Annotated in this window: 14 protein-coding genes; 10 read left to right on the plus strand and 4 right to left on the minus strand. The window is 52.4% G+C overall.

The window, feature by feature from the left end:
* Window positions 1–58: 58 nt before the first annotated feature.
* Window positions 59–1,768 carry a methyl-accepting chemotaxis protein gene (locus ACO0LM_RS19425; RefSeq protein WP_423039050.1) on the plus strand — a complete coding sequence of 570 codons (1,710 nt, stop codon included), beginning with the start codon at window positions 59–61 and terminating at the stop codon, window positions 1,766–1,768.
* Window positions 1,769–1,831: 63 nt separating this feature from the next.
* On the opposite strand, the gene ACO0LM_RS19430 is transcribed toward ACO0LM_RS19425, so the two are convergent.
* Window positions 1,832–2,476 (minus strand): tetratricopeptide repeat protein, encoded by a 645-nt coding sequence (locus tag ACO0LM_RS19430; protein ID WP_423039052.1) that lies wholly within the window; start codon window positions 2,474–2,476, stop codon window positions 1,832–1,834.
* 141 nt (window positions 2,477–2,617) lie between these two features.
* Complete coding sequence (locus tag ACO0LM_RS19435; protein ID WP_423039054.1) at window positions 2,618–2,812, minus strand: hypothetical protein; 195 nt, start codon at window positions 2,810–2,812, stop codon at window positions 2,618–2,620.
* Window positions 2,813–2,997: 185 nt separating this feature from the next.
* Here ACO0LM_RS19435 and ACO0LM_RS19440 point away from each other — a divergent pair, with 185 nt between their 5' ends.
* On the plus strand, window positions 2,998–4,305 hold the full coding sequence (locus ACO0LM_RS19440) for a DEAD/DEAH box helicase (RefSeq protein ID WP_423039056.1): 1,308 nt from the start codon (window positions 2,998–3,000) through the stop codon (window positions 4,303–4,305).
* 94 nt (window positions 4,306–4,399) lie between these two features.
* Here ACO0LM_RS19440 and ACO0LM_RS19445 read toward each other — a convergent pair whose 3' ends face one another.
* A complete protein-coding gene (locus ACO0LM_RS19445; RefSeq protein ID WP_423039058.1) occupies window positions 4,400–5,305 on the minus strand; it encodes a LysR family transcriptional regulator in 906 nt (301 codons plus the stop codon).
* Between the two features lie 164 nt (window positions 5,306–5,469).
* Here ACO0LM_RS19445 and ACO0LM_RS19450 point away from each other — a divergent pair, with 164 nt between their 5' ends.
* Window positions 5,470–6,153: a haloacid dehalogenase type II gene (locus ACO0LM_RS19450; protein WP_423039172.1), complete on the plus strand. Its 684-nt coding sequence runs from the start codon at window positions 5,470–5,472 to the stop codon at window positions 6,151–6,153.
* Window positions 6,154–6,185: 32 nt separating this feature from the next.
* On the plus strand, window positions 6,186–7,772 hold the full coding sequence (aceB, locus tag ACO0LM_RS19455; protein WP_423039060.1) for a malate synthase A: 1,587 nt from the start codon (window positions 6,186–6,188) through the stop codon (window positions 7,770–7,772).
* Window positions 7,773–7,865: 93 nt separating this feature from the next.
* Here the strand turns inward: aceB and paaX are convergent, their stop codons facing one another.
* Window positions 7,866–8,786, minus strand: coding sequence for a phenylacetic acid degradation operon negative regulatory protein PaaX (paaX, locus tag ACO0LM_RS19460; protein ID WP_423039062.1), 921 nt, complete (start codon window positions 8,784–8,786; stop codon window positions 7,866–7,868).
* Between the two features lie 220 nt (window positions 8,787–9,006).
* Between paaX and paaA the strand changes: the two genes are divergently transcribed.
* From paaA to paaG, 6 genes are read left to right on the plus strand one after another with little or no spacing between them, the layout of a single operon-like run.
* Window positions 9,007–9,996 (plus strand): 1,2-phenylacetyl-CoA epoxidase subunit PaaA, encoded by a 990-nt coding sequence (gene paaA, locus ACO0LM_RS19465; protein ID WP_423039064.1) that lies wholly within the window; start codon window positions 9,007–9,009, stop codon window positions 9,994–9,996.
* Between the two features lie 16 nt (window positions 9,997–10,012).
* A complete protein-coding gene (gene paaB / locus ACO0LM_RS19470) occupies window positions 10,013–10,297 on the plus strand; it encodes a 1,2-phenylacetyl-CoA epoxidase subunit PaaB (RefSeq protein ID WP_422988070.1) in 285 nt (94 codons plus the stop codon).
* 46 nt (window positions 10,298–10,343) lie between these two features.
* The gene (paaC, locus tag ACO0LM_RS19475) at window positions 10,344–11,111 is read left to right on the plus strand and encodes a 1,2-phenylacetyl-CoA epoxidase subunit PaaC (RefSeq protein ID WP_423039066.1); all 768 of its coding nucleotides are present in this window, start codon (window positions 10,344–10,346) and stop codon (window positions 11,109–11,111) included.
* Window positions 11,105–11,635, plus strand: a complete 531-nt coding sequence (paaD, locus tag ACO0LM_RS19480) for a 1,2-phenylacetyl-CoA epoxidase subunit PaaD (RefSeq protein WP_423039068.1) — start codon at window positions 11,105–11,107, stop codon at window positions 11,633–11,635. The genes paaC and paaD overlap by 7 nt, the downstream gene beginning before the upstream one ends.
* A 43-nt stretch (window positions 11,636–11,678) precedes the next feature.
* Window positions 11,679–12,755: a 1,2-phenylacetyl-CoA epoxidase subunit PaaE gene (gene paaE / locus ACO0LM_RS19485; protein ID WP_423039069.1), complete on the plus strand. Its 1,077-nt coding sequence runs from the start codon at window positions 11,679–11,681 to the stop codon at window positions 12,753–12,755.
* Window positions 12,756–13,559: a 2-(1,2-epoxy-1,2-dihydrophenyl)acetyl-CoA isomerase PaaG gene (gene paaG, locus ACO0LM_RS19490; protein WP_423039071.1), complete on the plus strand. Its 804-nt coding sequence runs from the start codon at window positions 12,756–12,758 to the stop codon at window positions 13,557–13,559.
* Window positions 13,560–13,589 lie beyond the last annotated feature (30 nt).

The raw sequence follows: 13,589 nt of genomic DNA on the forward strand, positions 1-13,589 counted from the left end.
TAAGAATCTTTGTATTCTTGTACCAAACTGACTCGGAAGAAAAAAGGGAGAAGTCGTAATGTTCAATCTGACAATCAGATTAAGACTGATAGGTGCCATGTCTTTTATGGCAGTGATGCTGGTCATCGGTGGTTTGATGGGTGTGTATGGTGTCAGGGGCAGTAATGCCGTCATCAAGGATCTATTCACCAATCAATTGCCCTCAGTCGAAGCTTTAGGCCAATCCCGGGTTCTGATCCTGCGCGCGCGCACTTCGCTTGACCGTGCGATTGCCCATCCAGAATTTCCGGATACGGCAGAGACTATCAAGAAGTCCGAGGCATTTCTGAGCCAGTCAGACGTTTACTGGAAAAAATACCTGTCCTTGCCGCAAGACCCGGAAGAAAAGAAAATTTCCGATGAAGTCGCTGCCTTAAGGGATAAATACATCAAGGACGGTCATACGCCCATGCTCAATGCCATCAAGGCTGGCAATAAGGAGGAGGCAGACAACCTGAACATGAAAGTTGTGCCGCCTGCCTATAGTGCCTATTCGGACAAGATGGAGAAATTGAGTGAATACCAGTTCATTGGCGCAGCCGAATCCTTGAAAGAAAGCGAACAGGCATTCACTACTTTTGTGTGGGTCGATGCCTTTGGTGTGATTGGTGGCCTGGTAGCGGTATTTGTGTCGGCTTATTTCTTGTTGACGGCTATTTCCCGTCCGTTGAAGCAGGCGATTACCCAGTTTGAAGCGATCGGTAATGGTGACCTGACGCAGCAACTGAAACCGTCTTCTCGGGATGAGATGGGGCAGCTTGTGTCTGCACTGGAAAACATGCGCCAAAGCTTGATGCAGACCGTGATGATGGTACGTCAATCGAGTGGTTCCATCGCCGTGTCTTCAGAAGAAATCGCTACCGGCAATATGGACTTGTCCAGCCGTACCGAGCAACAGGCTGCCAGCCTGGAGGAAACCGCTTCTTCGATGGAAGAACTGACTTCCACCGTCCAGCAAAATGCCGACAATGCGCGCCAGGCCAATACCCTGGCATCGAACGCATCAGAAGTGGCCAGCAAGGGTGGGCAAGTGGTGGGGAATGTGGTCCACACCATGTCATCCATCAAGGAAAGCTCGAAGAAAATCGTCGACATCATCGGCGTGATTGATGGTATCGCCTTCCAGACCAATATCCTGGCGCTGAATGCCGCCGTCGAAGCCGCCCGTGCCGGCGAGCAGGGCCGTGGCTTTGCCGTGGTGGCGACCGAGGTGCGCAATCTGGCGCAACGCTCGGCCAATGCGGCGAAGGAAATCAAGGAACTGATCAGCAACTCTGTCGACAAGGTGGAAATAGGTTCCCGCCTGGTAGATGACGCAGGTAAAACCATGGACGAGATTGTGGTGTCCATTAAAAGCGTTGCCGACATCATGGCGGAAATTACCTCTGCCAGTGCCGAGCAAAGAGATGGTATCAACCAGGTGAGCCAGGCCATTAGCAAGATGGATGAAGCCACCCAGCAAAATGCGGCGCTGGTGGAACAGGCTGCCGCAGCCGCCAGCAGCATGCGCGACCAGGCCAGCAACCTCAATCATGCCGTCAGTATTTTCAAACTGGATGTGAAAGACAATGCCGCAGCCAAACCGGCAACGATAGCCCCGGCCAAAGCCGTGGCAAAAGAAAATCCGCTGGCCAAACGCCCGGCAGTCAAATCACTGCCTGCCAGCAAACCAGAAAAAACCATCAAGAAAGCGCCATCGGCGGCACAGGATGACTGGGAAGAGTTTTAATTGAGCCTGTAATTCTTGCAGACTTTTTGCATGATCTGGTGAGCACTAATGTGCTCGCCAGATTCAATGTATTTGACCAAGGGTTTTTCTCAGTTTTAGTGTCAGGTTTAGCGTCTTGCTTATATTTCTCATGCCATCTAAGGCACTTTTTGCTTCATCATAATTCGGTGTAATTTGTATTGCATTTTCAAAGCAGGTGATTGCCTGCTCATATCGTTCTAATGCGCGATAGACGAGGCCCAAGTTGAAGTATGCCTCGTCTTTTTCTTCATGGTTATTGTTGATAGTAGTCTCAAAACAAATAATTGCGGCGGCAAATTCTCCTAATGCAACCAGGTTTGAACCGCAGATTATCCATGGCCAGCCAAATTCGTTTCCAAGATGTTTTATGCCAATTTCAAACCATTTTTTCGCCTCAGCCGGCGACTGAAAGTCTCTTGCGAGCACAGCAATCTGCATGGCAATATGGCCTTTATAAGTATCGGATGCGAGCTCATAAGCTCTGCTCAAGGCAATCAAACTATCTTTATTTCTGCCAAGTTCCCGTAACGCTTCGCCATAAAGTGCCCAGGCCCTCGCGTGTTCTGGCCTGGATATTAAATAGCTTTGCAATAATTCCACTACGTGAATTTCATGTCCGCAAATTTTTGATTCATCTTCAGCGCGGGAGAAAATTTCATCAAGAAGTTCTAAAGCGATTTCATTCATACGCAGACTCACAATTAAGGGAGAAATAGTGGACGGTGTTTTGAGAGATGCTCATTGCTGATGTAGCTCCCAAAAACAGGGTTGAGCAGACGAGTATAGCTACAAGAACTGACCGGGTTCGTGTTGTGAGCGATTTTTTTATTACCTTAATTTTCCCGCATCACTATTTCTTCCAGCAATTTGGTTGGCTGTACGCATGCCGAGTAAATCTTCAGTGGCAATGCCAAAATCCTGTTGGATGTGTGCCGCCACCCAGCCCATGTATTCAAGATTCATGGCTAGCAGCACATCTTTGTGCTGGGCAATGTCTGCCCGGATGAAAGTAATTGTTGTCAAAACACCGACTCCCTGGTGAGTAAGCGCATGTATTGCAGGGACAGGTATCTACAGATACAGGGCAGTTTTGCACTACAATGCGCATTAGTGGGGTGACATCCCGCACGCACTCATCCTTATTTATGAAATGAGTTTTAGTGTAACGCTCTATACAAAATTTCTTTATTTCCCTTCTCCAATTTACTATGACTTTTGAATCCCTAGGCCTGATCCCGGAACTTTTGCAAGCTGTTGCTGCACGTCAGTATGAGACACCGACTGCGGTGCAGACTGCGGCTATTCCGGCAATCTTGGCTGGCGAGGATGTCATGGCACTGGCACAGACTGGCTCGGGCAAGACGGCTGCCTTTGCTCTGCCGTTATTGCAGCGTATGCAGCAACGCATACAGCAAGAAGCGGAAGAGAGCAGCAAAGATAGCAATAACGAGAGCAATAAGGCACGTAAAGTCAACATCCTGGTGCTGGTACCTACCCGTGAATTATCCGGGCAGGTAGGCCAAACAATCGAGGCTTTGGCAGCGCACTTGCCAAAGAAGTTGAAAGTAGCCGTGATTTATGGCGGCGCCTCTATCAACCCGCAGATGATGCATTTGCGTGGCGGGGCTGATATCGTCATCAGCACGCCGGGGCGCTTGCTGGATTTGCTGGATAACAATGCCCTGTCTTTAAAAGACGTGGCGACACTGGTGCTGGATGAGGCAGATCGCCTGCTGGACCTGGGCTTTGCCGATGAAATCAAACGCATCCTCGAGCAGTTACCTGCCAAACGGCAGAACCTGTTTTTTTCAGCCACCTTCTCACCGGCAGTCAAAAAACTGGCGCTGGCATTACTGCATGAACCCAGGCGCGTTGCGATTGCCGATCTGGCTGAAAACCTGCCTGATATTGCGCAAAGGACGATAGCAGTTGATGGCGACAAGCGCACCCGCCTGCTGGTTCATCTGATCAAAGATCAGCAATGGGAACGCGTGCTGGTCTTTGTCGCCACCAAATATGCGAGTGACACAGTCAGCAATAAATTGAAAAAAGCGGGTATCAAGGCAGAGGCATTTAATGGCGATGCCAGCCAGGGTGCACGCCAGCATATGCTGACCGACTTCAAGGCAAACCGCATACAGGTACTGGTTGCTACTGACCTGGCAGCCCGTGGTATCGACGTTGCCGGTTTGCCTGCGGTCGTTAATTATGATTTGCCACGCTCGGCGGATGATTACCTCCACCGCATAGGCCGCACGGGACGCGCTGGTGCGAGCGGCACGGCGATCAGTTTTATCGTGGCCGAGCATGAAATGCATTTCCGTCTGATAGAAAAACGCCAGGACAAACGTGTGCCCCGCGAAACCATCGCCGGTTTTGAACCTACTGCAATTGTAGCAGACAAGGCAGAGTCTGAAGCTAACGCTGATGCGCCAACAGGCGGCATCAAGGGGGCACGCAAAAGCAAGAAAGACAAACTGCGTGAGCAGGCGGCCAAAAATGGGCAACCTGGCTAAAGTCTGGATTTTTACTGTCCTGCTCCAAGTCACGCCTTTACTAACAGTCTTTACTGACAGTCTCTGGACTTGTTTCTCAAATTATTAGAACACGTCAGGATTTCTTCCAGTAATTCGGCTGGCTGTAGGCATGCCGCAGGAAGTCGATGAAGGCGCGTATGCGCAGGGGCAGGTGGCGGCGCTGGGCGAATATCGCATAGATATCATTGCCTGGCGCATTGAATTCATCCAGCACCGTGATCAGTTTGCCGCTTTCAATTTCTGCCCCCACTTCCCACATCGAACGCCAGGCCAGACCCTTGCCTGACAGTGACCAGTCATGCAAGACCTCGCCATCATTGCAGACCATATTGCCTTCTACTTTCAGCGTGACATTCTTGCCGTTCTGGCGAAAGGTCCAGCCGCGCTGGCTGCCATCGGCGCTGAAAGCCAGGCAATTGTGCTTGCTGAGTTCATCCAGTGTCTGCGGTGTGCCATGGCGCTTGATGTAGGCGGGTGAGGCCACCACCACGCGCTTGTTGTCAGCCAGCTTGACGCCGATCAGGTTGGAATCGGTCAGTGCGGCGATGCGTATCGCCACGTCTATACCTTCACCGATCAAATCCACCACGCGGTCATTCAGGCTCAGCGTCAGTTTGATGTCGCGGTGTTCACTCAGGAAAGAGGGCATCAATGGTGCCACATGCCGGCGGCCAAAACCGGCCGGGGCTGAAATCGTCAGGGTACCGCTGGCGCGGACGCTGCGTTCAGATACGGCACCTTCTGCTGCTTCCAGGTCCGCCAGGATGCGCTGGCAATCTTCCAGAAAGGCTTCACCTTCATTGGTTAGCGCCAGCTTGCGGGTAGTGCGCTGCAAGAGTTTGACACCCAGGCGTTCTTCCAGCGCATCCAGGCGGCGGCCTATCATGGCCGGGGCCACGCCTTCAGCCCGGGCCGCTGCGGACAGGCTGCCACGTGTTGCCACTTCGGCAAAAGTCGAGAGTTGTTTGAATTGATCCATGGCAGCCTGGCTGGTTATTCTTTCATTTGCAACTAAAATGAAAAGATGTAGTGATGAAATTCGATGATTATGTGATTTTATATTGAATATACTGCTTTCATGTTAGTTGCCGATCAAATTTTTAACACGTTGCTTTTGATGCATTCTTGATACTCTGACCGAAAATCATGCCCATATCAGCCATCGCCTTTGACGCCTACGGTACCCTGTTCGATGTGTATTCCATCAGTGAACAGGCAGACAAGCTGTTTCCCGGCAAGGGACGGGCATTGGCTGAATTGTGGCGCGACAAGCAGATTGAATACACGCGCCTGCGTACCATGTGCAGCATGTACAAGCCATTTTGGGAAGTGACACAGGATGCCTTGCTCTTCTGTTGTCATAAGCTGGGGCTGGAGCTGAGCCTGGATGCGCAAAATACCCTGATGGGCCAGTATGCGCGCTTGCAAGCCTTTCCTGAAAACCTGGCAGTGCTGCAAGATTTGCACAAGCAGGGTTTGAAGCTGTCGATTTTATCGAACGGTAATCTGCACATGCTACAGTCAGCGGTCGATGCGGCTGGCATGCAGGGCCTGTTCAGTCATTTGCTGTCGGTGGACGCCGTCAAAAAATTCAAGACTGCACCCGAGGCCTATCAAATGGCACCCGATGTATTTGGTGTGCCGGCCAAGAATATCCTGTTTGTATCCAGCAATTGCTGGGACGCCTGTTGCGCCGCCTGGTTTGGCTACACCACATTCTGGGTCAACCGGCAAAATGCGCCGCTCGAGCAACTGGGCGTCACGCCGCATGGCGAAGGACGCAAGCTGCAAGATCTGATTGCCTTTGTTGAAAAACACCGCCACTGATTTCGTTTTACATTATTTTTTTGGAGACCATCATGACACAACTGACTTTACCTGAAGGCATGCAAATTACTGGCGAAATCAAGCCGGGTTTTGCCGGGATTTTGACACCCGAGGCACTGGCCCTGGTTGCCAAACTGAGCCGCGCATTTGAACCACGCCGCCAGCAATTGCTGGCCGCCCGCGTAGAACGCGCCAAGCGCCTGGATGCTGGCGAGACACCAGACTTCTTGCCAGAAACTCTGCACATCCGTGAAGGTGACTGGAAGATTGCGCCTATCCCCAAAGCGCTGGAATGCCGCCGTGTAGAAATCACCGGCCCGGTAGAGCGCAAGATGGTTATCAACGCCTTCAACTCAGGCGCTGACAGTTACATGACCGACTTTGAAGATTCGAACACCCCGAACTGGGACAACCAGATCACCGGCCAGATCAATATGCGCGACGCCGTGCGTCGTACCATCAGTCTGGAACAAAATGGCAAGTCCTACAAACTGAATGACAAGATCGCCACCCTGGTCGTGCGTCCACGCGGCTGGCACCTGGATGAAAAACATGTGCTGGTCGATGGCAAGCGCATCTCTGGCGGTATCTTTGATTTTGCCCTGTTCCTGTTCCATAACGCCAAAGAGCAACTGGCGCGCGGCGCTGGCCCTTACTTCTATTTGCCGAAGATGGAGTCGCATCTGGAAGCCCGCCTGTGGAATGATATTTTCGTCATGGCACAAAATGAAATCGGCCTGGCACAAGGCACCATCAAGGCCACCGTGCTGATCGAAACCATTGTTGCTGCTTTCGAGATGGATGAGATTTTGTATGAACTGCGTGAACATAGTTCAGGCTTGAATGCCGGTCGCTGGGATTATATTTTCTCTTGCATCAAGAAATTCAAGAACGATAAAAACTTCTGCCTGGCAGATCGGGCCAAGGTCACCATGACTGCGCCTTTCATGCGTTCTTATGCGCTGCTGTTGCTGAAGACCTGCCACAAGCGCAATGCGCCAGCGATTGGCGGCATGGCGGCACTGATCCCTATCAAGAACGATCCTGAGAAAAACGAAATCGCCATGGGCGGCGTGCGCACTGACAAAGCCCGTGATGCAACGGATGGTTACGATGGCGGCTGGGTAGCACATCCTGGCCTGGTTGAACTGGCGATGACAGAATTCAAAAAAGTCTTGGGTGATGCACCTAACCAGATTTCCAAACAGCGCCCTGATATCGAAGTCAGTGCCAAGGATTTGTTGAACTTTCAGCCAGAAACGCCGATCACTGAAGCGGGCCTGCGTTACAACATCAATGTCGGCATCCATTACCTGGGTGCATGGCTGGCGGGCAATGGTTGCGTGCCTATCCATAACCTGATGGAAGATGCAGCAACCGCAGAAATCAGCCGTTCACAAGTCTGGCAATGGATACGTTCGGCCAAGGGTAATCTGGAAGATGGTCGCAAGGTCACTGCCGACATGGTGCGTGCCATGATCCCGGAAGAATTGCTCAAAGTAAAAGCAATCGCAGGCACAGGTGCCACTTATGACCGCGCAGCGCATATTTTTGAAGAGATGTCGACTTCAGAAAATTTCGCTGAATTCCTGACTCTGCCTTTGTACGAAGAAATCTGATAGAAGAAAGTAAGTCAGCCTGATCGTGGCAGATTAAAAAACGCGGACCAGTTCATGACTGCTCCGCGTTTTTATTTAATGGTACTGGGACTATCAGTCGGCAAAGCGCTGTTGCAACGCATCTCCAGCGAGCCCGGTGCTACTACTACTGCCGGCCAGGGCTTCCGATAACAGTTGTTCTGCCTGCTGATAGCAGCATTGATACACGGCGCGGCACAGTTGATACGCTTTGCTACCCGCCCAGTCAGCCGGGCGCAATTCTGCCGGCAGGTGCGGGTCATGCAGTTGGGTACGGCGGAAGTTGTGGATCAGCAGGCTGCGTATGACAAAGGCGGCAGGGGCTGGCAGATCCTGGTTGCTGATTAATTTCAACAGCGGGGAAAAGTTGTGGATGAATTCCTGGTAACTGGCATTGATTTCATCCAGTTGCCAGTGCGACTTGATCAGCGTATGCAAGGGCAGGCCCTGCAACTGATCATCATCGCTGGCGCTGCAGATCAGCAATTGGTCGCGGTAGCCTGTGCGTTCCAGAATATCCTGCAAGGCCACTTTATCTGCCTGTGGATGGGCATAGACACCGGTATTGATCTGGCGAAAACCTTCCCAGCTTAATTCCTTCTTCAACAGGCTTTTATTGCCGCTGCCTGCATCGCCATTGCTGGCAATCAGCAGCGTCCAGTGTTTATCCCAGACCGGGGATTGCTGGGTATACACCCTTTTATACGCATGCTGGAAACGGGCATAGGTGGCCGTTGCCAGTTGATAGCTGCTGCGGCGACCGTCGCGTTGCGCTTCCAGCCAGCCTTCATCGGTCAGCCTGAAGACACTGGTGCGCACCAGGCGGTCACTGATACCGAAATGACCCATCAGTGCGATCAATTCCCCCAGCCAGATACTGCCGCCATGGGGCGCTATGGCATCGCCAAACACCGTCATCACCAATGATTTGGCGCGCGGCGGGTCCCTCGTTATGCATAGTTCTATCCAGTCCTGGATTTTTGCTTCATTTCGCATACGATACTTTTAGGTTGAGGGCCAGATGATGTCAGGCAGATTTTACCCAAGCCTGGCTCCGCACACTCAGGTTTACAGCCCGCTATTTTCATGCGGAAATACCTATTTAAATTAAATGATACAAAAAAATACTAACATCAATAAAAACTGTATCATATAATTGTTTGAGACAGATCAAGGTTTTTGTATTTTTATTAAGTGCACAGAAGGAGATGTGGTCATGTATGCACAATTAGTGGAAACAGGTCTTTCAAAAGTCCGCACGCCTGAAGAATTAAGTGCTGCAGAGCGTGCCTTCCAGGAAAGAATCGATGCCGGTATCCGCATCGAAGCCAAGGACTGGATGCCTGATGCCTACAGGAAAACCCTGATACGGCAAATTTCCCAGCATGCCCATTCCGAAATCGTCGGTCAGTTGCCCGAGGGGAACTGGGTCACCCGTGCACCTACCCTGAAACGCAAGGCCATCCTGCTGGCAAAAATCCAGGATGAAGCAGGGCATGGACTGTACTTGTACAGCGCCGCCGAAACCCTGGGCGTATCGCGTGATGATATGCTGGCTGACCTGCATTCCGGCAAGGCCAAGTATTCCAGCATCTTCAATTACCCGACCTTAAGCTGGGCTGATATGGGTGCCATAGGCTGGCTGGTCGATGGTTCTGCCATCATCAACCAGATACCACTGTGCCGTTGTTCTTACGGCCCTTATTCTCGCGCCATGATCCGCGTCTGCAAGGAAGAGTCCTTCCATGCGCGCCAGGGTTACGACATCATGATGACCTTGTGTCGCGGCACGGCAGAACAAAAAGCCATGGCGCAAGATGCCCTGAACCGTTACTGGTGGCCGGCGCTGATGATGTTTGGCCCGTCAGATGCGGCATCGGTAAATAGTGCGCAATCGGCGCAGTGGCGTATCAAGCTTTTTTCCAACGATGAACTGCGCCAGCGCATGGTGGACCAGACAGTGCCGCAGATTGAATACCTGGGCCTGCAATTACCTGATCCCGCTATTAAATGGAATGAAGAACGCGGTCATTATGATTTTGGTGAAATCAACTGGGATGAGTTTTACCAGGTCTTGAAAGGCAATGGCCCCTGCAACCGTGAACGCCTGCGCACCCGCGTCAAGGCGTATGAAGATGGTGCCTGGTTTCGTGATGCCTTGCAGGCGCATGCAGACAAGCAGCACGATAAAAAACAAAGCGCGTAAGAACTGGAGACAGATCATGAGCAAAGAATGGCCCTTGTGGGAAATTTTCATCCGCAGCCAGCATGGCCTGGCACACAAACATGTGGGTAGCCTGCATGCACCAGATGCGGAAATGGCGATCAACCATGCGCGTGATGTGTATACGCGTCGCAGTGAAGGCGTCAGCATCTGGGCGGCGCGTGCCGGCGATATTTTTGCCAGCAGCCCGGGCGACAAGGAAGCCCTGTTTGAACCATCGGACAGCAAGGTGTACCGGCATCCGACTTTTTTCCCCATGCCGGATGAAGTCAAGAATCTTTAATTGAATCATGCCTGCACAGCAGGCACATCATTTCTGGAGAGTTGAGATGTCTGAGGATAAGCTCAATCACAAGTTCAATCATGTTTTGCGTCTGGCAGATCATGTCATGGTGCTGAGCCAGCGGCTGTCGCAATGGTGCGGCAAGGGGCCAGCGCTGGAAGAAGACATGGCACTGACCAATGTCGCTCTTGACCTGATAGGCCAGGCCAGGCTGTGGTATACCTATGCGGCAGAACTGGAAGGCAGGGGACGCGCAGAAGACGACCTGGCTTTCTTGCGTGATGCCCACGACTTTCATAATTTCTTATTGGTCGAACAGCCGAATGGCAGCTATGCCGATACCCTGACACGGCAATTCTTGTTTGATACCTGGCATTACCACTACCTGCAGGCGCTGAAGTCATCCACGGATCAGCAGATTGCCGCCATCGCAGAAAAATCGCTGAAAGAAGTGACTTACCATTTGCGTCGCAGCAGCGACCTGGTGGTGCGCCTGGGGGATGGCACGGCATTAAGCCATCAAATGATGCAGGCTGCATTGGAAGAGCTGTGGCGCTTCAGCGGTGAAATGTTCATGGATGATGATATTGATATCGGCATGCATGCCGCGGGTGTGGCGCCCTTGCCGTCGGCATTGAAACCAGCCTGGGATGCGCATATTGCCGATGTCATGCATGCCGCCACCTTGCACCTGCCAGTTGCCAACAGCTGGATGCACAAGGGCGGCAAGCAAGGCGTACATACTGAGCACATGGGTTACCTGCTGGCCGAGATGCAGTTCTTGCAGCGCGCTTATCCGGGCGCGCAATGGTAGCCACTGCCGCAGCAGACAGGACAGACCCAATTGCCACAACCGCGCAGATCTGGCAATGGCTGGGCGAGGTCAGCGACCCGGAAATCCCGGTCATTTCAGTGACAGATCTGGGCATTATCCGCTCGGTGGAATGGCAGGGTACAGAATGGGTCATCACCATTACACCTACATACTCTGGCTGCCCGGCCATGGATGTCATCGCAGAAGAAATTGGCAAGACCTTGCAGGCGCATGGCATCACCACCCCCAGCATTGTCTATCAATTGTCACCCGCCTGGAGTACAGACTGGATGACAGAAGCGGGCAAGCAAAAACTCACTGGCTATGGTATTGCGCCACCACAGCAACAGGTGGTTGATATCTCATCCATACAGCGTTATCGCGAAGTGCAGCCCGCCATCGCTTGCCCGCAATGCGGTTCTGCCGATACGCAACTGGTCAGCCAGTTTGGATCAACGGCTTGCAAGGCTTTGTACAAGTGCCGGGTTTGCCTGGAACCTTTTGATTACTTCAAGCCGCACTGAGCGAGTAATAAGAAGTAATAAGAATAAGAGGAGACCATTGTAAATGAGTAAATTTTACCCGCTGACAGTCAGCCAGATACGGTCAGAAACCCGTGATGCCGTGGTATTGAACTTTGCCGTGCCAACTGATTTACAGGAACAGTTTGCCTATCGTGAAGGGCAACACCTGACTCTGCGCACGCAGATAGCTGGTGAAGATGTGCGGCGCTCGTATTCGATTTGTTCTGCCGTGCAGGATGGGCAATTGCGTGTTGCCATCAAACGCGTACAGGGTGGCGTGTTTTCCAACTGGGTACATGACAGCCTGCGTACGGGCATGGCCGTCGATGTCATGCCTGCCATGGGGCATTTCAATTTTCCCTTGGCTGCTGCGCACAAAAAACACTATCTTGCCTTTGCCGCAGGTAGTGGCATCACACCCATACTGTCCATCATCAAGACCACCTTGCAAAGCGAACCGCACAGCAAATTCACTCTGGTGTATGGCAATCGCGCATCGTCTACTGTCATGTTCAAGGAAGAACTGGCGGCGTTGAAGGACAGCTACCTGCAACGCCTGAACCTGGTCTACATCATGAGTCGTGAACAACAGGATATAGACTTGTTCAATGGTCGCATCACCGCAGAAAAATGCCTGAACCTGTTTGATAAATGGATACCTATTTCCGATATGGATGCCGCTTTCATCTGCGGGCCGGAAGACATGATGCAGGCGGTCAGCGCAGCCTTGCAACAAAGCGGCATGCCCAAAGAGCATATCAAGATCGAATTATTTGCCGCCAGCATCCCGACACACCGGCATGTGGCCAGCAACCAGCCTTTGCCGGGCAAATCGTCCTGCGCCGTGACGATTGTCATGGATGGTCATCACACCCATTTCGATATGGAAAAAGATAAGGAATCTGTACTGGATGCAGCCCTCAAGCTGGGGCATGATATGCGTTATTCCTGCAAGGGCGGGGTATGTTCGACCTGCCGTTCCAAAGTGGTGGAGGGCAAGGTGGATATGGACAGGAATTATGCCCTTGAAGATTACGAAGTGGCACGCGGATTCGTGCTGACCTGCCAGAGTTTCCCGGTCAGCGATACCCTGACCCTGGATTTTGATAGCGAGAATTGAATGGACTATTCCCACATCCTGTTTCACATCAGCGACGGCATTGCCCACCTGACCCTGAACCGCCCCGAAAAACTTAATAGTTTTAACGTTGCCATGCACCTGGAAATACAGGATGCACTGGCAAGGCTGCGGGCCGACACCTCGGTGCGTGTCATGGTGTTGACCGGTGCCGGACGCGGTTTTTGCGCTGGCCAGGATTTATCTGACCGTGCCGTCAAAGGAGACAATGCGGCCGACGGTGCTCCACCTGATCTGGGCGCATCGGTAGAAAAATATTATGCGCCACTGGTGCTGGCCCTGCGTGCCTTGCCCATGCCAGTCATTTGTGCGGTGAATGGCGTCGCGGCCGGTGCCGGTGCCAACCTGCCACTGGCTTGTGACATCGTACTGGCAGCGCGTTCTGCCAGTTTTGTTGAAGTCTTTTGCAAGCTGGGCCTGATACCCGATACCGGCGGCACGTATTTCCTGCCGCGTGCACTGGGTACGGCCAGGGCCATGGGCGCCGCCATGCTGGGTGGCAAGATCAGTGCTGAACAGGCAGAGCAATGGGGCCTGATCTGGAAATGTGTGGATGACGATCAGTTGCAGGCCGAAACCATGGCCCTGGCCAGGCATTTTGCATCCGCCCCGACCAAGGGTCTGGCGTTGACCAAGCAGGCGATCTACGCCAGCCCGCAACATACCCTGGAACAGCAACTGGTACTGGAAACCAGCATGATGCGCGAGCTGGGGCAAAGCCAAGATTATCGTGAAGGCGTGGCGGCGTTTGTCGAGAAGCGTGCGCCAAAGTTTGTCGGCAAGTAAGCCTGGATGGAATGCAACTACCTTGAGGAA

Source organism: Undibacterium sp. Di26W (assembly GCF_049340265.1).
GTDB lineage: Bacteria > Pseudomonadota > Gammaproteobacteria > Burkholderiales > Burkholderiaceae_D > Undibacterium.